The 19095-nt window shown below is 60.8% G+C and carries 9 protein-coding genes, 4 tRNA genes and 6 pseudogenes; 14 read left to right on the top strand and 5 right to left on the bottom strand.

Annotated features, from left to right (window positions below; genetic code table 11):
• The first annotated feature begins 92 nt into the window (after positions 1-92).
• The 6 genes and pseudogenes from LJU32_24580 (at position 93) to LJU32_24555 (ending at position 6062) form a co-directional block, all read left to right on the top strand.
• A pseudogene (locus tag LJU32_24580) lies at positions 93-1747 on the top strand (AMP-binding protein).
• A gap of 31 nt (positions 1748-1778) precedes the next feature.
• Positions 1779-2222, top strand: coding sequence for a hotdog fold thioesterase (locus LJU32_24575; protein ID WKV88529.1), 444 nt, complete (start codon positions 1779-1781; stop codon positions 2220-2222).
• A 151-nt stretch (positions 2223-2373) separates the two neighbouring features.
• Positions 2374-3179, top strand: a pseudogene (locus LJU32_24570) (alpha/beta hydrolase).
• Positions 3176-4030 carry an alpha/beta hydrolase gene (locus LJU32_24565; protein WKV88528.1) on the top strand — a complete coding sequence of 285 codons (855 nt, stop codon included), beginning with the start codon at positions 3176-3178 and terminating at the stop codon, positions 4028-4030. The pseudogene LJU32_24570 and the gene LJU32_24565 overlap by 4 nt, the downstream one beginning before the upstream one ends.
• Positions 4031-4145: 115 nt before the next feature.
• A complete protein-coding gene (locus LJU32_24560) occupies positions 4146-4952 on the top strand; it encodes a DUF4892 domain-containing protein (GenBank protein WKV91190.1) in 807 nt (268 codons plus the stop codon).
• A gap of 69 nt (positions 4953-5021) precedes the next feature.
• Positions 5022-6062 carry an AI-2E family transporter gene (locus LJU32_24555; GenBank protein WKV88527.1) on the top strand — a complete coding sequence of 347 codons (1041 nt, stop codon included), beginning with the start codon at positions 5022-5024 and terminating at the stop codon, positions 6060-6062.
• A 723-nt stretch (positions 6063-6785) separates the two neighbouring features.
• Here LJU32_24555 and LJU32_24550 read toward each other — a convergent pair.
• Both LJU32_24550 and LJU32_24545 read right to left on the bottom strand, forming a co-directional pair.
• Positions 6786-7834 (bottom strand): annotated as a pseudogene (locus LJU32_24550) (HAMP domain-containing protein).
• Positions 7834-8583: a response regulator transcription factor gene (locus LJU32_24545; GenBank protein ID WKV91189.1), complete on the bottom strand. Its 750-nt coding sequence runs from the start codon at positions 8581-8583 to the stop codon at positions 7834-7836. The pseudogene LJU32_24550 and the gene LJU32_24545 overlap by 1 nt, the downstream one beginning before the upstream one ends.
• Before the next feature lie 261 nt (positions 8584-8844).
• Here LJU32_24545 and pyrF point away from each other — a divergent pair, with 261 nt between their 5' ends.
• Positions 8845-9543, top strand: a complete 699-nt coding sequence (pyrF, locus tag LJU32_24540) for an orotidine-5'-phosphate decarboxylase (GenBank protein ID WKV88526.1) — start codon at positions 8845-8847, stop codon at positions 9541-9543.
• A 125-nt stretch (positions 9544-9668) separates the two neighbouring features.
• Here the strand turns inward: pyrF and LJU32_24535 are convergent, their stop codons facing one another.
• Positions 9669-10673, bottom strand: coding sequence for an NADP-dependent oxidoreductase (locus LJU32_24535; protein WKV88525.1), 1005 nt, complete (start codon positions 10671-10673; stop codon positions 9669-9671).
• 233 nt (positions 10674-10906) lie between these two features.
• Between LJU32_24535 and LJU32_24530 the strand changes: the two genes are divergently transcribed.
• The 3 genes and pseudogenes from LJU32_24530 (at position 10907) to LJU32_24520 (ending at position 15334) form a co-directional block, all read left to right on the top strand.
• Positions 10907-11668: an SDR family oxidoreductase gene (locus LJU32_24530; protein WKV88524.1), complete on the top strand. Its 762-nt coding sequence runs from the start codon at positions 10907-10909 to the stop codon at positions 11666-11668.
• A 189-nt stretch (positions 11669-11857) separates the two neighbouring features.
• A pseudogene (locus LJU32_24525) lies at positions 11858-13259 on the top strand (PLP-dependent aminotransferase family protein).
• Between the two features lie 108 nt (positions 13260-13367).
• Positions 13368-15334 (top strand): annotated as a pseudogene (locus LJU32_24520) (methyl-accepting chemotaxis protein).
• A gap of 254 nt (positions 15335-15588) precedes the next feature.
• Here LJU32_24520 and LJU32_24515 read toward each other — a convergent pair.
• Positions 15589-16347: a hypothetical protein gene (locus tag LJU32_24515; GenBank protein ID WKV88523.1), complete on the bottom strand. Its 759-nt coding sequence runs from the start codon at positions 16345-16347 to the stop codon at positions 15589-15591.
• 383 nt (positions 16348-16730) lie between these two features.
• On the opposite strand from LJU32_24515, the gene LJU32_24510 reads away from it, so the two are divergent.
• From LJU32_24510 to LJU32_24495, 4 genes are all read left to right on the top strand, one after another.
• Positions 16731-16806, top strand: a tRNA-Glu gene (locus LJU32_24510).
• 2 nt (positions 16807-16808) lie between these two features.
• Positions 16809-16884, top strand: a tRNA-Gly gene (locus tag LJU32_24505).
• Between the two features lie 104 nt (positions 16885-16988).
• Positions 16989-17064 (top strand) — tRNA-Glu (locus tag LJU32_24500).
• A gap of 3 nt (positions 17065-17067) precedes the next feature.
• Positions 17068-17143: transfer RNA gene (locus LJU32_24495), tRNA-Gly, on the top strand.
• Positions 17144-17279: 136 nt separating this feature from the next.
• On the opposite strand, the pseudogene LJU32_24490 reads toward LJU32_24495, so the two are convergent.
• Positions 17280-19021 (bottom strand): annotated as a pseudogene (locus LJU32_24490) (dipeptidase).
• Positions 19022-19095 lie beyond the last annotated feature (74 nt).

The raw sequence follows: 19095 nt of genomic DNA, 5'->3' as shown, positions 1-19095 counted from the left end.
ATCCTTAGGAAATTATTTGTTTGAAAATTCCAACCAAGCACTTGCTTGGTTGACTACGCTTGCTCCAGACCAAAAAAACAGGAGCGAGTCGCATGTCTGCCGCCTTCCGTTTGCCGCTGGACGTGTTCTACGAACGGGAAGCCCGGCACCCGCGCCAGCGCTTTCTGGTGCAGCCCATCGGCGGTGGTCAGGTGGAGACGCTGACGTGGGCCGATGTCGGCCATCAGGCCCGCTGCGCCGCGCACTGGTTGCGGGCGCGGGAGCTGCCGCCCGGCAGCCACATCGCCCTGATCTCGAAAAATTGCGCGCACTGGATCATCGCCGATCTGGCGATCTGGATGGCCGGACATGTGTCGGTGCCGCTGTACCCCAATCTCACCGCCGAGTCCGTGGCGCAGGTGCTGACTCATTCAGAAAGTGCGCTGGCGTTCATCGGCAAGCTCGATGACTGGGCGGGCATGTCGCAGGGCGTGCCGACGGGCCTGCCGACCATCAGCCTGCCGCTGCATCCGCCAGGCGAGTTCGATTACAGCTGGGCGGACCTGCAGAGCTGTTCGCCAATCCAGGACGATCCACGTCCCGCCGCCGAGCAATTGGCGACGATCATTTACACCTCCGGCACCACCGGCCTGCCGAAAGGCGTGATGCACAGTTTCGCCAATCTCGGTTTCGCCACCAGTCGTGGCACGCAGCTGTTCGGGCTCAACGAGAACGATCGGCTGCTGTCGTATCTACCGCTGTGCCACGTTGCCGAGCGCATGTTTGTCGAACTGGCCTCGATCTATACCGGGCAGACAGTGTTCTTTGCCGAAAGCCTCGAGACGTTCATCACCGATCTGCAGCGCGCGCGGCCGACGGCGATGTTTGGCGTGCCGCGTATCTGGACCAAATTCCAGATGGGCGTGTATGGCAAGATTCCGGCAAAGCGTCTGGATTTTCTCCTCGGGCTGCCCTTCATCGGTAAACGGGTCGGGCGCAAAGTGCTCGCCGGGCTTGGGCTGGACGCCTTGCGCGTGGCATTGTCCGGCGCCGCGCCGGTACCGCAGACCTTGCTCGCCTGGTATCAGAAACTCGGCCTCGATGTGCTGGAGGTCTATGGCATGACCGAGGGCTGCGGTTATTCGCATATCTGCTTGCCGGGGCAGTACAAGCAGGGCTGGATCGGCCAGCCATGCCCGGAAGTCGAGGTGCGCATCGATGAGTCCGGCGAAGTGCAGGTGCGCAGCCAGGCCAACATGCTCGGCTATTTCAAGGAACCGCAGAAAACCGCCGAGACGCTTACCGCAGACGGCTTTCTGCGCACGGGCGACAAGGGCGAGCAGGACAGTGAAGGGCGCCTGCGCCTGACCGGGCGACTCAAGGAAATCTTCAAGACCAGCAAGGGCAAATACGTCGCGCCGGCGCCGATCGAAAACCGTCTGGCCGTGCATTCGCGCATCGAGCAAGTGTGCGTGGTCGGCGATGGCCTGAGGGCGCCGCTGGGCTTGTGCGTGCTGTCGACGGTCAATCAGCAAGAGCCTCGTGCCAGCCTGCACGCGAGCCTGGAAAAGCTGCTGGGGAGGTCAACGCCGCCCTCGACAAGCACGAACGCCTGCACCGGCTGGTCGTAGTCAAGGACAGTTGGGCGGTGGACAACGGCTTCCTCACACCGACCCTGAAAATCAAACGCAACGTCATCGAGGATCGCTACGGGCCGCGCTTCGAAGAATGGAGCGCGCGCAGCGAGGCGGTGCTGTGGCAGGATTAGGCATCGATTACAACAACAAAGGAAGTCTGCGATGAGCTTGTGGCGTACTACTCCCGACATCGAACAGTTGAACGCGATCCAGAAGAACACCATCGGCGAAGTGCTGGATATTCGTTTCGAAGCCTTCGATGAACAGTCGCTGACGGCGAGCATGGTCATCGACCACCGCACCCATCAGCCTTATGGTCTGCTGCATGGCGGCGCGTCGGTGGTGCTGGCGGAAACCGTGGGTTCGATGGCCAGTTATCTGTGCATCGATGCCAGCAGGTTCTATTGCGTTGGCCTGGAGATCAACGCCAATCACCTGCGCGGTTTGCGCAGTGGGCGGGTGACGGCGGTGGCCACGCCGATCCATATCGGCCGCACCACGCACGTTTGGGACATCCGTTTGACCAGCGACGAAGGCAAGGCCAGTTGCGTGTCGCGCCTGACCATGGCGGTGGTGCCGCTGGGAGAGCAGCCGCCGCTGCGTTGACAGGTTGAAGATCAAAAGACCGCAGCCTTCGGTGTTGTGGTCTTTTGCTTGCGAAGCGTCTCCACCACCATTTCTGGCAGTTATGGTCATTGCTGCGGCGCCGGGTCTTGCGGACAATCAACGCACGTTTCCCGCTCATGGATTTGCCCGCATGTCGCAACCGATCTTTTTCGCCCACGCCAATGGCTTCCTTCGGGAACCTACGGCAAGTTGTTCGCGGCGCTGGCGCCGGAGTACCGGGTCGCGCATCTGGAGCAGCACGCCCATGACCCGCGTTTTCCGGCGGACGACAATTGGTACAACCTCGTCGATGAACTGATCCATCATCTCGAGCAGCAGGAACAGCCGGTATGGGGCGTTGGCCATTCCTTTGGTGGTCTGCTGCATTTGCACGCGGCGTTGCGTTGTCCAGAGTTGTATCGCGGTGTGGTGATGCTCGACTCGCCAGTCTTGACCCGCACTGATCAGTGGGTGATTCGTGCGGCCAAACGCTTTGGTTTCATCGATAAGCTGACTCCGGCCGGGCGCACCCTTGGGCGCCGTGAAGAATTCGCCGATCTCGACAGCGCCCGCAGTTATTTTTCCGGCAAAACCCTGTTTCGCGGCTTCGATCCGGAATGCTTCGATGCCTACCTGCAACACGGTTTGCATCAGGTCGACGACAAGCTTCGTCTGCGTTTTGACCCAGCCACGGAAATCAGCATCTATCGCGGCGTGCCGCACACCAGTCCGGGGCGCACCCGCCAGTTGCAGGTGCCGCTGGCCATGGTGCGCGGGCACAAGAGCCGCGTGGTGATGCGTCATCACACGCGTTTCGTCTCGCGACTGCCGCAAGGTGAGGCACTGAGCATGCCCGGCGGGCACATGTTTCCGCTGGAGCGCCCGCAGGACACGGCGCGATTGCTCAAGAGCCTGTTCATGCGCTGGGAACAGCGGCAGAACAAGGATTGCGCATGAGCCCGACCTGCGAAGAAGTGCGCCTGAACCTGCCGCATATCGAGTTGGCCGCGCATCTGTTCGGCCCCGAGGACGGCCTGCCGGTGATCGCGTTGCACGGCTGGCTCGACAACGCCAACAGCTTCGCGCGGCTGGCGCCGAAGCTCCACGGTTTGCGTATCGTCGCGCTGGACATGGCCGGCCACGGTCATTCCGCTCATCGGCCAAGCGGCGCCGGTTATGCCCTGTGGGACTACGCCCATGATGTGCTGCAAGTCGCCGAGCAATTGGGCTGGAAGCGTTTCGGTTTGCTCGGGCATTCGATGGGCGCGATTGTCTCGATGGTCCTCGCCGGTTCGCTGCCGGAGCGCATCAGCCATCTGGCGCTCATCGATGGAGTGATTCCTCCGACAGACAAAGGTGAGAACGCCGCCGAGCGCATGGGCATGGCCTTGCAGGCGCAACTCGATCTGCGCGAAAAGCGCAAACCGGTCTATACCACCCTCGATCGAGCCATCGAGGCGCGGATGAAAGGCCTGGTGGCGGTCAGTCGCGAAGCTGCTGAGCTGTTGGCCCAGCGCGGCTTGATGCCGGTCCCCGGCGGTTACACCTGGCGCACCGACAATCGCCTGACCCTGCCATCGCCGCTGCGCCTGACGGAAGAACAGGCAATGGCGTTTGCCTCGCGCGTCAGTTGCCCGGCGCATTTGGTAGTCGCGGCGGATGGCATGCTGGCCAGGCATCCTGAGTTGCTGCAGCGTCTACCCTTCAGCCACGAACAGCTGCCGGGCGGGCATCATCTGCACCTGAATGACGAGGCTGGCGCAGGTCTTGTAGCAGACTGTTTCAATCGCTTCTTCGCCATGCCTTGACTTGCTGCGGGCAACTGCCGAGGCTGGGCGGGTTGAAATGGGAGACAAACTCGATGGATTTCTATACCGCTGCGACCCCGACCCGCCCAGCCATGACCGTCCGGTGAGCCTGACTATGCGGTCACTCAGTCTTTTCGCGCTGTGCTGCTTCAGCCCCTTGTCCTTCGCTGCCGATGTGCCGGGCAGCCAGGATCTGCAAATCGTGCCGCGTCTGGCCGACGCACAGATCGTCGACTATCGCCCGGCGGCCGAGCTGGAGCGCATCTACCCGCTGGGCTCGATTCGCAAGATCAGCGGCCAGTTGCGCTTCGACGGCCAGATCACCGCTCGCGGCCAGACCACCTCGGTGACCTACGAGTTGCCGCCGGAACATTCCGCCACCGAAGCCTTTACCGCCGCCCGCGAAGCCCTGCAACAGCAGGATGCCGAGTTGCTGTTCTGGTGTCAGGCACGTGACTGCGGCGAAAGCAGCCTGTGGGCCAACGAAGTGTTCGGCAACGCCAAACTGTATGGCGCTGACGAGCAACAGGCCTATCTGTTGCTCAGGCTGGCGGCGCCAGAGGACAACACGCTGGTGGCGCTCTACAGCATCACTCGCGGCAATCGCAAAGCCTATCTGCATGTCGAGCAATTCGAGGCGGTTGCGCCGTTGGGCGAGTTGCTGCCGACCTCGGCGACCTTGCTGCGTCAATTGAAGAGCACTGGCGAGCTGGATTTCCCGAAACTGGTCGATGAGCCGGATGCCACCTGGCTGCGCTTGATTTCCCGTGGCCTGAATCTCGACACGACCTTGCGGGTCACGGTTTCCGGGGCCAAGGCCGAAGCGTGGCGCCAGGCGCTGATCACTCAGGGTGTGCGCGCGGCGCGGATGGAAACCGGCAATCTCGACGGCTCTGGCCTGCGCATCGACCTGTTGCGATAAGCTGTGCCGGGCGAGCACGCACGCAGTGTTCGCCTACTCTTTCGCTGACTGACTTTGCCGGGATTTTCCATGCTCAATAACGATCGCCTGCTGGTGCAGATTCTGCTGCTGGTGTTGTTTGGTGCCAGCCTGTGGGTGATGGCGCCGTTCTGGTCGGCGCTGTTCTGGGGCGCGGTGCTGGCGTTCGCCAGTTGGCCGCTGATGCGTCTGTTGACCCGCGCGCTCAATGGCCGCGAATCGCTGGCTGCGTTGATCCTGACGCTGGGCTGGATGTTGCTGGTGGCGGCGCCGCTGGTGTGGCTGGGTTTCAATCTTGCCGATCATGTGCGCGATGCCACGGCATTCATCAAGGACGTGCAGGTCGACGGTTTGCCGGAAGCGCCGACCTGGCTTGGCAGCGTGCCTCTGGTCGGTGAGCGGCTGGTGGCGATGTGGGACAGCATCGATCAGCAGGGCGCGGCGCTGATGGTCTCGATCAAGCCGTATCTGGGCCAGGTCGGCAACTGGCTGCTGGCGCGTAGTGCGCAGATCGGCGGCGGGATTCTCGAGCTGACGCTGAGTCTGGTGTTCGTGTTCTTTTTCTACCGTGACGGGCCACGACTGGCGGCGTTTGTGCACAGTCTGTTGCAGCGCTTGATTGGCGATCGTGCCGGTTATTACATCGAATTGGTGGCGGGCACGGTGCAGCGGGTGGTCAACGGTGTGATTGGTACGGCGGCGGCGCAGGCGGTGCTGGCGTTGATCGGCTTTTTCATTGCCGGGGTCCCTGGGGCGCTGGTGCTGGGGATCGTCACGTTTATGTTGAGTCTGATTCCGATGGGGCCACCGCTGGTGTGGGTGCCGGCCACGGCTTGGCTGGTGTGGAAGGGTGAGTACGGGATGGCGATCTTTCTCGGGATCTGGGGGACGTTCATCATCAGTGGCGTGGACAATGTGCTCAAGCCGTATCTGATCAGCCGTGGCGGCAATCTGCCGTTGGTGATTGTGTTGCTTGGGGTGTTTGGCGGGTTGATTGCGTTTGGGTTTATCGGGTTGTTTATTGGGCCTACTTTGTTGGCGGTGGCTTATAGTCTTTTGACGGATTGGAGTAAGAGTCAGGCTCGGGTCTAGGGGGCTTGGCGGCCTTTGGGCCGACCAGGCTCTTGGGGTTTTGGGTGTATATCCGTTTCTGCGGGTGTTGCTGATTACGGTTCCGCCCTTACGGCGGGTCACCTTTTTCAAACGCCAAAAAGGTAACCGAAAAGGCTTGCTCCTGCGTTCGGCCCTCGCAGGCTCGGGTTCCTTCGCTACGGGATCGATCCGGGCGCAGCGGCTACGGTTTGCTTCGCTGCACCTCCTTCCGCTGTGTCTGGCTGCGCCAGACGGTCGCTGCGCTCCCACCCCGGATCAATCCCTCCACTCAGCCTTCCGACGTCGCCGGTGGATCAAGATCAAGAGCACTCGAGCTTGCGCTCATTGTTGAGTGGGGCGGCTTCGCCGCGGGCAGCTGCGCTGCTTTGCTTTTGCTTTTGCTTTTGTGGGAGCGAGCCTGCTCGCGAAGGCGGCCTGGCAGCCGACCCCTTTTTGCTGGACGCGCTCGATCAAACTGTAGGAGTGAGCCTGCTCGCGATAGCGCCCACAAAGCCAACCCATCTCTCTCTGAAACCACTCGATCCCTGTGGGAGCTGGCTTGCCAGCGATAGCGCCTCCACATCCAACCAATATCTGCCGAATACACTCAGTTTCATTGTGGGAGCGAGCCTGCTCGCGAAGAGGCCGATACATTCAACCAAGGCATTGAATCATCAGACGCTTTCGCGAGCAGGCTCGCTCACACTTCAAGTCGGCTGAGCCTCAGCCCCGTGGCAACCGAACAATGGCAGTCAGCCCGCCACCCGGCGTTTCTTCCAGATCCAACCGCCCACCCAACCGCTGCGCCGCTTCCCGGGCAATGGTCATGCCCAACCCCACGCCGCCGGAGTTGCGATTACGCGAGCCTTCCAGTCGGTAGAACGGTTCAAACACGGCTTCCCGCTGGTCTTCAGCAATGCCCGGCCCGTGATCAATTACCCGAATCAGCAGTTCTTCGCGCTGTTCCAGCAGTTCAATCCTTGCCTGTCCGGCGTAACGCAGGGCGTTGTCCAGCAGGTTGTTGATGCACGAACGCAGTGCCATCGGTTGCACCGGCAAGGGCGTGCAGCCGCCGCTGACCTGTACATCGGCGCCCTGGTCCTGGGCGTTCTCGCAGAGCGATTCGACCAGCGCTTGCACGTCGAGCAGTTGCAAGGCTTCGCTGGTGCGTTGTTCGTGCAGATAGGTGAGGGTGGCGTCGAGCATGCTGATCATGTCGTCCAGATCCTGGCGCATCTGGTTTTGCAGCTTGTCGTCGCTGATGTTTTCCAGGCGCAGTTTCAGCCGTGACAGTGGCGTGCGCAGGTCGTGGGAGACGGCGCCGAGCATGCGCGCGCGTTGCTGGACCTGTTCGCGGATGCGCCGTTGCATGAGGTTGAAGGTGTGCGCCGCTTGCCGGGCTTCGCGCGGGCCGGATTCGTCGAGGGGGCGCTGTCGAGGTCTTCGCTCAGGCGTTCGGCGGCGTCGCTCAGGCGCTGGATTGGTCGGCTGAGCAGTTTCGCACCGTACCAGGCAGCAATCATCAGCGTGATGAATTGAAAGGTCAGCGGCACCACCGGGCCACCGAACCAGGGCCGTGCTTGCCTCGGAGGGTAAGCAGGATCGTGCATGGGCGGTTGGCCGTCGATATTCGTTGAGAGTTCTGGCGGCGGTGGGGGCGGAGGAGGGCCGTAGAGTCTGAACCAGGCGAAGGCCAGCAAGTGCGCCAGGACAATCGCCACGAACAGCACGCCAAACAGACGCCCGAACAGCGTGTCGAAGCGCGCCTTCATCAGCCGATGTCCCGCGCGTCGAACAGGTAACCCTCGCCGCGTACGGTCTTGATCAGTTGCGGGGCTTTCGGATCGTCGCCGAGTTTTTGCCGCAGGCGCGAGACCAGCAGGTCGATGCTGCGGTCGAAGGCTTCGATCGAGCGACCGCGAGCGGCGTCGAGCAATTGTTCGCGGCTGAGCACGCGGCGCGGGCGTTCGAGAAAGACCCAGAGCAGGCGGAATTCGGCGTTGGACAAGGGCACTACCAGGCCGTTGTCGGCGACCACTTGGCGCAGGACGCTGTTGAGGCGCCAGTTGTCGAAGCGAAGGTTCGCGCGCTGGTCAGTGCGGTCGTCGCGCACGCGGCGCAGGATGGTCTGGATGCGGGCGACCAGTTCGCGTGGTTCGAACGGTTTGGCCATGTAATCGTCGGCGCCCAGTTCCAGGCCGATGATGCGGTCGGTGGGTTCGCAGCGGGCGGTGAGCATCAGGATCGGGATGTCCGATTCGGCGCGCAGCCAGCGACACAGCGACAGACCGTCTTCGCCGGGTAGCATCAGGTCGAGGACGATGACGTCGAAATGTTCGCCCTGCAGCGCCTGGCGCATCGCCGCGCCGTCGGTGACGCCGCTGGCGTGAATGTTGAAACGGGCGAGGTAATCGATCATCAGCTCGCGGATCGGCACGTCGTCGTCGACGATCAAAGCGCGGATGCTCCAGCGCTTGTCGTCTTTGCTTTCATCCGTCACGGTTGTCGGGGCGTTGGGCATGGGGCTGTTCACTACCAGAGGTGGTTTCAGCATAGGCGTCCAGCCGGGAGGCGGGAAGTGCTGTTGTAAGGACGTGTTGCGCCGGCGAGGCTAACCCCGGTGCGTGTTGCGGGCGTGTCGGCTGTGTATCGGAGTCGACACATTCACCGCGCCGGCTAAGCTGATCACGGTCGGCGCGACGATTTACCGATCATCGGGTGCCGCGCCGCCGCCGGTTCCGCTACAATGCGCGCCGTTTTCGACCAGCCTGAGAGCCCATCCATGTCCGCCTGCCAGACTCCTATCATCGTCGCCCTGGATTTCCCCACCCGTGACGCCGCACTGAAGCTGGCCGACCAGTTGGACCCGAAACTGTGCCGGGTCAAAGTGGGCAAGGAACTGTTCACCAGTTGCGCGGCGGAAATCGTCGGCACCCTGCGTGACAAGGGTTTTGAAGTGTTTCTGGACCTGAAATTCCACGACATCCCCAACACCACCGCGATGGCCGTGAAAGCCGCTGCCGAGATGGGTGTGTGGATGGTCAACGTGCACTGCTCCGGTGGCCTGCGCATGATGGCGGCCTGCCGTGAAGTGCTGGACAAGCGCAGTGGTCCGCAACCGTTGTTGATTGGTGTGACCGTGCTGACCAGCATGGAGCGCGAGGATCTGGCCGGTATCGGCCTGGATATCGAGCCGCAGGAACAAGTGCTGCGTCTGGCGGCGCTGGCCGAGAAGGCCGGGATGGACGGTCTGGTGTGTTCGGCGCTGGAAGCGTCGGCGCTGAAAACCGCGCACCCGTCGCTGCAACTGGTGACCCCGGGGATTCGCCCGGCGGGCAGCGCGCAAGATGATCAACGGCGCATTCTGACCCCACGTCAGGCGCTGGATGCCGGTTCCGATTACCTGGTGATCGGCCGTCCGATCAGCCAGGCGGCAGATCCGGCGCAGGCGTTGGCGGCGGTGGTAGCCGAAATCGCCTGAAGCTTATTGAAGATCCAACTGTGGGAGCGAGCTTGCTCGCGAAGGGGAGTGTCAGTCGGCATCATAACCGACTGATCCACCGCTTTCGCGAGCAGGCTCGCTCCCACATTGGTTTCAGGCTTGCCTTAAACCTTCAACACCAATTTGCCAAAGTTCTCGCCGTTGAACAGTTTCATCAGCGTCTCCGGGAACGTCTCCAGTCCTTCAACCACATCTTCCTTGCTCTTGAGCTGCCCGTTGGCCATCCAGCCGGCCATCTCCTGCGCGGCGCTGGCGAACTGCGCGGCGTAGTCCATCACCACAAAACCTTCCATGCGCGCGCGATTGACCAGCAGTGACAGGTAATTGGCCGGGCCTTTGACCGCTTCTTTATTGTTGTACTGGCTGATCGCGCCGCAGATCACCACTCGCGCCTTCATGTTCAAGCGGCTCAGCACCGCGTCGAGAATGTCACCGCCGACGTTATCGAAGTACACGTCCACGCCTTTCGGGCATTCACGTTTGAGTCCGGCCACAACATCTTCGGCCTTGTAATCGATGGCGCCGTCAAAGCCCAACTCATCGATGAGGAATTTGCACTTGTCGGCCCCGCCGGCGATGCCAACGACGCGGCAGCCTTTGATTTTGGCGATCTGCCCGGCCGCGCTGCCCACCGCACCGGCCGCGCCGGATAGCACCACGGTGTCACCGGCTTTCGGTGCGCCGACATCGAGCAGGGCGAAGTAGGCGGTCATGCCGGTCATGCCCAGTGCAGACAGATAGCGTGGCAATGGCGCGAGTTTCGGGTCGACCTTATAAAAACCGCGCGGCTCGCCGAGGAAATAATCCTGCACACCGAGGGCGCCGTTAACGTAATCGCCGACGGCGAAGCCAGGATGGTTCGAGGCGATGACTTTTCCCACGCCCAGTGCGCGCATGACCTCACCGAGACCGACCGGCGGGATGTAGGACTTGCCTTCGTTCATCCAACCGCGCATGGCGGGGTCGAGGGACAGGTATTCGTTTTTCACCAGAATCTGTCCCGCCTGTGGCTCGCCGACCGGTACTTCCTGGTAAGTGAAAGTTTCGCGAGTCGCGGCGCCCACCGGGCGTTTGGCGAGCAGGAACTGGCGATTGGTCTGGTTGGTCATGACAGGCACTCGAATGGAAGGAAGCCTTGTTGATAGCTCTTCAACGGCGATGTCGCAAGGTTGGCTGATACGGCGAATGCGAGACGATCCAGTGCAGTGATGGTTACGCGGCGGGTTTCATCACTGCAGCGCATGCGCCGGTAAACAGCGATTGCATAGTGCTGACGCGCTTTCGCCGCCCTTGGCTATGCTGCGACGCAACATCTCCAGTTTTTGCATTCGAGGACATCTCCATGAGCATGACATTTTCCGGTCAGGTGGTTGTAATCACGGGAGCCGCCTACGGCATCGGTCGCGCGACAGCCCTGGCGTTTGCCGCCGAAGGCCTGAAAGTGGTGGTGGCTGACCTTGACGCGGCTGGAGGCGAAGGCACGGTGGCGCTGATTCGTACAGCCGGTGGCGAAGCGTCCTTCGTGCGCTGCGATGTGACGCTGGAAAGCGATGTAAAAAATCTGATGGATGAGGTGATCACTACCTACGGGCGTCTCGACTACGCCTTCAACAACGCCGGGATCGAAATCGAGAAAGGCAAACTCGCCGACGGTTCTTTGGACGAGTTCGACGCGATCATGGGCGTCAACGTCAAAGGCGTCTGGCTGTGCATGAAGTATCAGTTGCCGCTGCTGCTGGCCCAAGGCGGTGGCGCGATCGTCAACACGGCGTCGGTGGCCGGGCTGGGTGCAGCGCCGAAGATGAGCATCTACGCGGCGTCGAAACATGCGGTGATCGGCCTGACCAAGTCGGCAGCGATCGAATACGCGAAGAAGAAAATCCGCGTCAACGCTGTGTGCCCGGCGGTAATCGATACAGACATGTTCCGCCGCGCCTACGAAGCCGACCCGAAGAAGGGCGAATTCGCCAACGCCATGCACCCGGTCGGACGCATCGGCAAGGTCGAAGAAATCGCCAGTGCTGTGCTGTATCTGTGCAGCGATGGCGCGGCATTCACAACCGGGCACTCTCTGGCGGTGGACGGCGGTGTGACCGCGTTTTGACATTCGCCCTCATCCAACGAACCCGCCTTCGCGCGGGTTTTTTGTGCCTCGCGCTCTGCGGCGTGAATGCCGTTAAACAATGTGTATCAAAGAGTTAGAACGGCTGCATTTGACGCGTTTGTCGCACAGCTTCGACGGCGCGGCTGTGATTTACTGCTGTCAGCAAAACGGACAGGAGTTTGCGAGCTCATGGAACTGAGAATTGACCGACAGGCAATGGTGCCGGTCGTGCAGCAGGTTGTCGACGGTCTGACGGACTGGATTGTGCAAAGCGGCGTCCCGCCTGCAACGCGGTTGCCCTCTGTGCGGCAAATCGCCCGCGGTAATCTGCTCAGCCAGTCGTGCGTGGTCGAGGCCTGCGAGCGCCTGGTGTCGCAGGGTGTCCTGACCACGCGTCAGGGCTCCGGCTTTATCGTTGCGGCGCCGCCGACGCTGCGCGATGCAGATCCGGAACTCGCCGGGTTCGAGGGGCGCCATGCCTGGTGCAGTGAGATCAGTGCTGCGAGCGGTCGCTTGAAACTGGGGCAGGGCAGCTTGCCGTCGAGCTGGCGCGAGCCCGACGACCTCAGCTACGCGTTGCGTGAGGTCGCGCGCACCGATATGGACAGCCTGTTCAATTACAGCTCGCCGCTGGGCTCTGCCAGCGCTGCGCGAGCAAATTGTCAGGCGCCTCAAAGTGCTGAATATTGCTGCCTGCAGCAGCCGGCTGATGAGTACCAGCGGTGCCAGTCATGCGCTGGACCTGATTGTCCGCACCCTGTTCAAGGCCGGCGATTGTGTGGTGGTGGAAACGCCCGGTCATGCACCGTTGTTTGACCTCTTGCGCATGCACGGCATACGGATGCTCGAAGTGCGCCGTACATCGAACGGGCCAGATGTCGAAATGCTTGAATCGGTACTTCGTCAGTTTCGTCCCGGCGCCCTGTTCATCGGCAGTCATCATCACAATCCCACCGGCAGTTGCCTGACGCCCGCCGTGGCCCAGCGCATTGTGCAGTTGAGCAAGCGCTACGATCTGCAGGTGATTGAGGATGATGTCTACGCTGACCTGCACACCGGCAACGGTACGCGGCTGGCGGCGCTGGATCATGAGGGCCGGGTCATTTACGTGGGCAGCTTTTCCAAGACACTGAGCAGTTCGTTGCGCGTCGGCTTTGTTCTGGCAGACAGCCACCTGCTGACGCGCCTGGCCGAGGTCAAGATGATCAGCGGCATGGGCTGTTCGAGACTGGCTGAGGCGGTGCTGGCGAGGCTGATGGCGACCGGCGCCTATCGCAAACTGGTACAACGTCAGCGCCAGCGCTTGAATGCCGATCGCGCAGCGGCCTTGCAGGCCCTGGAAGATGCCGAGTGGGAAGTGTTCGGCAAGCCGGTTGGCGGACTGTTCATCTGGGCGCGGGCACGATTGAAGGATCAAGCATTGGTGCGCAGCCAGGCTCAGCATTGCGGGCTGGAGTTATCGGCAGCAGATGCCTTCAGTCCCAGCGGCGAGGCGGGTGATTGGCATCGCATCAATGTGGCTTGTGCCTGTGACCCACGGGCCCGGCAGTTTCTTCGCAATACCTGCGCGGATCGACCTCCAGCATTCTGAAAACGACGCGGGCGTAGCTTTTTGCCATTATTCCGACGCCCGAGACTTGTGCTGGTTCGGGCCCGTTGCGAATCTTCGGCAACAGACTTTGGCAGGGGACTACGCGCAATGATTTCGGCCGTGCAAGGACGTTTTGCCAACCTCGGTATGGCGAAAAAACTGGGTATCGGATTTGTGCTGGTTTTGCTGTTGACTGCACTGGTCGCGGCGATTGGCGTCTGGTCCCTGCAAACGATCAGTCTGCGTTTCGACGGATTGAAGCAGATGTCCGCGCTCAACAGCGGGTTGCTGAATGTGCGCCTGCTCGAGCAGGAGTACGCGCTGCGTAGCAATCGGAAAACTGCCGATGCCTTGCGTGAAGGCGTCGATGGGTTGGTTGTCCTCGCCGGTGAGCTCAGGGCGCGAACGCCGGCCAATGTGCCGGTGATGAACGATGTCGAGCAAGCGCTGGGCGCGTATCGCAAGGCATTCGATGAGTTTGTCTCGCTGAGTCAGGCCAAGGATCTTGCGTTGGAAATGGCCAGTTGGTCGGTGTCCAGCGTGGCCAATAACCTCGATGTGTTGCAGAGCGGGCTCGCCGATGATGGCGCCTACACATTGAAAGACACCGAGGGCAAGGACGGCGCCCAGTTCATCGAACAGGCCAATCAGGTCAGTCAGGTCTCGCGACTGATGTTGCAGGCGATGAACGAAGCGCGCGTGCGTCTGGATCAGAGCCGCAAGGGCGATGCCGACAATGCCGGTCAAGGCAACATCGAGCAGGCGGCGCAAGCACAGGAGCAGGCCGAGGCGCTGAAAACCACGGTCAAGGACGAGGGCTATCTGACCGTGCTCAATGAAGTCTCGGGACATATCGCTGGATTCAACGAGAAACTGGCTGAATACACCGGTTTGCTGGCGCAAGAAAAACGGTTTATGACCAACTGCATCAGCGCGCGGCGCAAGTGGTGGACCGGGTCAATCAGGCCTATGTCGCCGAAGATGCTGCGATGCAGGCGGAGCTGAAAAAGAACACGGTGTTGATCATTGGCTCTTCGGCGCTGGCCTTGTTGGTCGGATTGCTAGCTGCGTGGGTAATCACGCGCCTGATCGTTGCGCCGCTGCGCAGTGTGATTCGCGTGGCGCAGCAGATTGCTGCGGGTGATCTGACGGCGAAGGTCGAGGTGACGCGGCGCGATGAAATGGGGCAGCTGATGTTGGCGATGCAGCAGATGGCCGCCGGTCTCGGCACGATTGTCAGTGGCTTGCAGGCCGGTATCGAGCGACTGGCCGGCTCCGCACAATCGCTGTCTGCGGTGACCGAGCAGACCAATCTGGAGGTCAACAGCCAGAAGGAGGAAACCGAGCAGGTCGCCACGGCCATGAACCAGATGACCGCCACGGTACATGACGTCGCGCGCAATGCCGAAGAAGCGGCGCTGGCGGCGCAGACGGCGGATGACAAAGTCGAGAGCGGCCAGCAGGTGGTGCGCCAAAGCATGGCGCGGATCGAGCAGTTGGCGGATTCGGCGACGTCTGCCAGTTCCAGCATCGAGAGCCTCAGCGCCGAGATTCAGAATATCGGCACGGTGCTGGAGGTGATCAAGAGCGTGGCCGAGCAGACCAATCTGTTGGCGCTGAACGCAGCGATCGAAGCGGCGCGGGCCGGGGAGCAGGGCAGGGGGTTTGCGGTGGTGGCCGATGAGGTGCGTGCGCTGGCGCGGCGCACGCAGCAGTCGACCGAGGAGATCGAGCGCTTGGTCAGTGCCCTGCGCGCGGCGGCGCAGTCTTCGGTGCAGCAGATTCGCAGCAGTGGCGAGCTGGTGAAGCTGGCGGTCAGCGATGCGTTGCAGACCGAGAGTGCGCTGGGGAGTATTGCCGCGGCGGTGTCGTTGATTCAGCAGATGAATCAGCAGATCGCGGCGGCGGCGGAGGAGCAGAGTTCGGTGGCGGAGGAGATCAACCGCAGTGTTACGCAGATTCGTGCGAGCGCGGATCACTCTTCCGTGGCGATGCGCGGGAATGCGGCTTCGAGCGTTGAGCTGGCGCAGTTGGGCGGCGAGTTGCGCTCGATGGTTGGGCATTTTCGGCTTTGAGCCTTGGCGGCCTTTGGGCCGACCAGGTTCTCGGCTTCGACGCGTGGGTATGGCCCGGTTTTGCTTTTGCTGTTCTGTGGGAGCTGGCTTGCCAGCGAAGGCGGCCTGCCAGCCGACCGATTTTTACCTGAGAACACTGCTTCCCGATGTGGGAGCGAGCCTGCTCGCGAAAGCGGTCTTCAATTCACATCCTCTTTCAAGTCACCCACAAAAAAGCCACCCATGAAGGTGGCTTCTTTACCAGCATCGCCGACTCAGTCGTAAATCACTTTCTTCTTCCAGTCCGCATCGGCTTCGACATCCTTCAAACCGGCGGTCAGTTGGTTTTCTTCACCTTCCACCGGGGCAATCTTGTCCATGACCTGGGCGTTGGCTCGGGCGAGGAGTTTTTCCAGGTATTGCAGTTGCTCGGCATACATCTGCGGGTCCTGCTGCTTGCGCAGATATTGCACGCCGCGTTCGAAGGCGAGGCGGGCCTGGCCGGGTTGGTTTTGTTGCAGGGACTGTTGGCCGAGGTTGTTGAAGAATTCGATGTGCAGCAGCACGAGGATGTGGCGCACCTCGCGAATCCATTGTTTGGCTTCGTTCGGTGGCAGGAAACCGTCGTGGGCGGCGCGGGTGATCTGGCCGTGCAGGGCTTCGAGGAGGAAGCGCACGTCTTTGGCTTTGGCTTCGGTCAGGATCGGCGCGGGCGGGTTGTTCACCGGGATCGATTCGCCCTGGGCTACAAGTGCGCTGAGTTCGGTGATGCGGGCCTTGGTGGTTGCGCTGGTCTTTTCCAGATTGAGCAGGCGCTGGCAGACGTTGAGTTCCAGGCGGGTCAGCAGCAGCTTGAGCGCTGGGGTCATGAACTGGCCAGGGAAGGTTTCGGTCAGTTCGCCGCAGCGGCGCAGGCGGTCGTTGAGTTCGACTTTGGTGCGGGCCTTCTCCAGTTTGTTGTTTTCCACCACATGGTTCATGTAGCCAATGGCGATCAGAATTGCGATCCCGGCTACGACTAGCAGGGTGATCATGAGTGGTGTCACCGGTAAGACCTCTTTATAGGGTTCGCATGCGAGTGTAGTGGCTGGGCATTTAGGCGCCTAGCGCCGCTCGACGGGTTTGATCGGCTGCTGCAATCTGTATCGGCCGCCGGCTGTATAGATGAATGCTGGCGCTGGATGTGCAGATTGCCATCACTGTGCGGTGACTATAACGTCTTGGCGAGTGGCGGAATATAGGCGTCAGGTTTCGAACGACGGAAAAGCCCTACGCGGCCCGTAATCCAGGTCGAAGTCATTGATTTAAATAAATTTATATCAGGGGGTTGACGACCCCTCAATCCATCCATAGAATGCGCGCCACTTGCAGCGTAAAGCACACAGCGAAACGCGGCAGGGAGTGAATGTTGTAGTGTGTCCCCTTCGTCTAGTGGTCTAGGACACCGCCCTTTCACGGCGGTAACAGGGGTTCGAGTCCCCTAGGGGACGCCAATGCGGGAATAGCTCAGTTGGTAGAGCACGACCTTGCCAAGGTCGGGGTCGCGAGTTCGAGTCTCGTTTCCCGCTCCAATTTTAAACAGCAGCGCTTTCGGGCGGTGCTGAGTGAAACCAGAACCAAGTCTTCGGATGCGGATCTGGACACCGAAACACACACCATGTGTTCCGGGTAGCGTGTCCCCTTCGTCTAGTGGCCTAGGACACCGCCCTTTCACGGCGGTAACAGGGGTTCGAGTCCCCTAGGGGACGCCATTTGCGGGAATAGCTCAGTTGGTAGAGCACGACCTTGCCAAGGTCGGGGTCGCGAGTTCGAGTCTCGTTTCCCGCTCCAATTTCACAAAAACGCCGATCAGTGATGATCGGCGTTTTTGTTTGTGCGCGTTTTGCGGCGGCAATAAAAAAGGACCTTTTCACAGGTCCTTTTTTATTTTGAGCCCGGTTATCAATGATCGGGCTCAGGCAGAGCTTTACAGCTTCGGCAATTGCCCGACACGGCCCATCATTTCCGTGACGATCTGCAGATCCAGCAGGAACTGCTCGACGGTCTTGAACTCGCCATCGGTGTGGCCGGTGTATTTGGCTTCAGGTCGCGCCAGGCCGAATTGCACGCCGTTCGGCAATTCGTGAACCGACGTCGCACCAGCGGAAGTACCGAATTCCGACTTCATGCCGAGGTTTTCGCTGGCCACGGCAAGCAGCGCCTTGACCCACTCACCCTCGGGGTTGCGATACATCGGTCTCTGCCACCGAGTAATCGAACGCCACGGCAACGTGAGTCTTCTTGCTCCAGGCATCCAGTTTCTCAGCGATCTCAGTCTTGAGCTTTTCCGGAGATTTGCCCTTCGGTACGCGCAGGTTCACCGCCAGCTTGAAGGCTTTGTCATCTTCGCCGACGTAGGTCAGCGAGGTGGTCAGCGGACCCATGAACGAGTCGGAGAAGCCCACGCCAAGTTTTTTGCCCAGATAATCCAGGCCCCAGTTTTCATCGGCATAACGTGCGGCGTCGGTGAACTGGTTGTGCTTGAGCGCGACTTTGCCGTCCAGGCTGTTGATGAAGCTCAGCATCCGCGCGACCGGGTTGACGCCGGACTCTGGTTCGGAGGAGTGCGCAGAAACTCCCGTCACGGTCAGTTTGACGTCTTCGCCATCAACCTTTGCCGCGACTTCGAAATCGCCGCCGTTGGCCTTGGCATAAGCGTCGCCGGCCTTTTGCAGACTGGCGGCGAGCTCGGCTGGCTTGTCGGTTACCAGCGTGACCACCGAAGCCGATGGGATCTGGTTGGTCGCTTTGCCGCCAGTCATCGAAACGATTTCCGCACCGTTGCCTTCACCTTTGCGTTTGGCAAAGTTAGCCATGACAGTGCCGTAACCTTTTTCGGCGATTACCACGGGATAACCGCCGTCCAGCGCCATGTTGTAGGTTGGCGTCGGGTTGCGCTCGAAGTAATAAGGAATAGCGTCGCCGCTGGTTTCTTCGGTGGTGTCGACCAGCAGTTTGAAGTTGCGCGCCAGAGGCAGCTTCTCGTCCTTGATCACTTTCATGGCGTACAGCGCGACGACGATAGCGTTCTTTGTCATCCTCGGTGCCGCGACCGTACATGCGATCGCCAATCAGCGTGACTTTGAACGGGTCGAGTTTGGTGCCGTCCTTCAGCACCCAATTTTCCGGAGTCACTGGCACCACATCGGCGTGGGCATGAATGCCGACGACCTCGTCGCCTTTACCGTCCAGAGAAATTTCGTAGACACGGTTATCGATGTTGCGGAATTTCAACCCGAAGGATTCAGCGAGCTTTTGGATCTCGCCGGCGATCTTGATGAATTCCGGGTTGTCGTGTTGCTCCACGCCGTCCTTGCGGAAGGTCGGGATCTCGACGAGTTGGCGCAGGGTTTCCAGCGCGGCCTTGCCATATTTCACGCGGGTATAAATGCCCAGCAGACGGTGAATTTCATTCTGCTGTTCGGCGTTCAGGGTCTTGTTGTCGAGGAAGGCGCTGATGGACGGGGTGAGTTTATCCGTCTTGGCCAGGTCGCTTTTCGCCAGGCTGCCAAGGAAGCTGCGGAAATCCGTCAAGCTCTTGCCGTCGAAGGATTTCAGGATCGCTGCGCTTTGCTCGGCAGTGATGTTTGCTTGTGCGGCGCTGGTAAACGCGGTGAGGCTGGCCATGACGAGCGTGGCAGCGGCCAGTTTTTTCAGGGAAAAGACCATGGAGCAGGCATTCCTTTGCAAAGGATTGGGAAATTATTTCTGACGCTTGCGACGGAAACATTTTGTAAACCTAA

The organism is Pseudomonas sp. B21_DOA, assembly GCA_030544685.1.
Classification (GTDB): Bacteria; Pseudomonadota; Gammaproteobacteria; order Pseudomonadales; family Pseudomonadaceae; genus Aquipseudomonas; species Aquipseudomonas fluorescens_AO.
The sequence above is the reverse complement of the archived record's forward strand: the minus strand, read 5'-3'. Positions and strand labels throughout refer to the sequence as shown.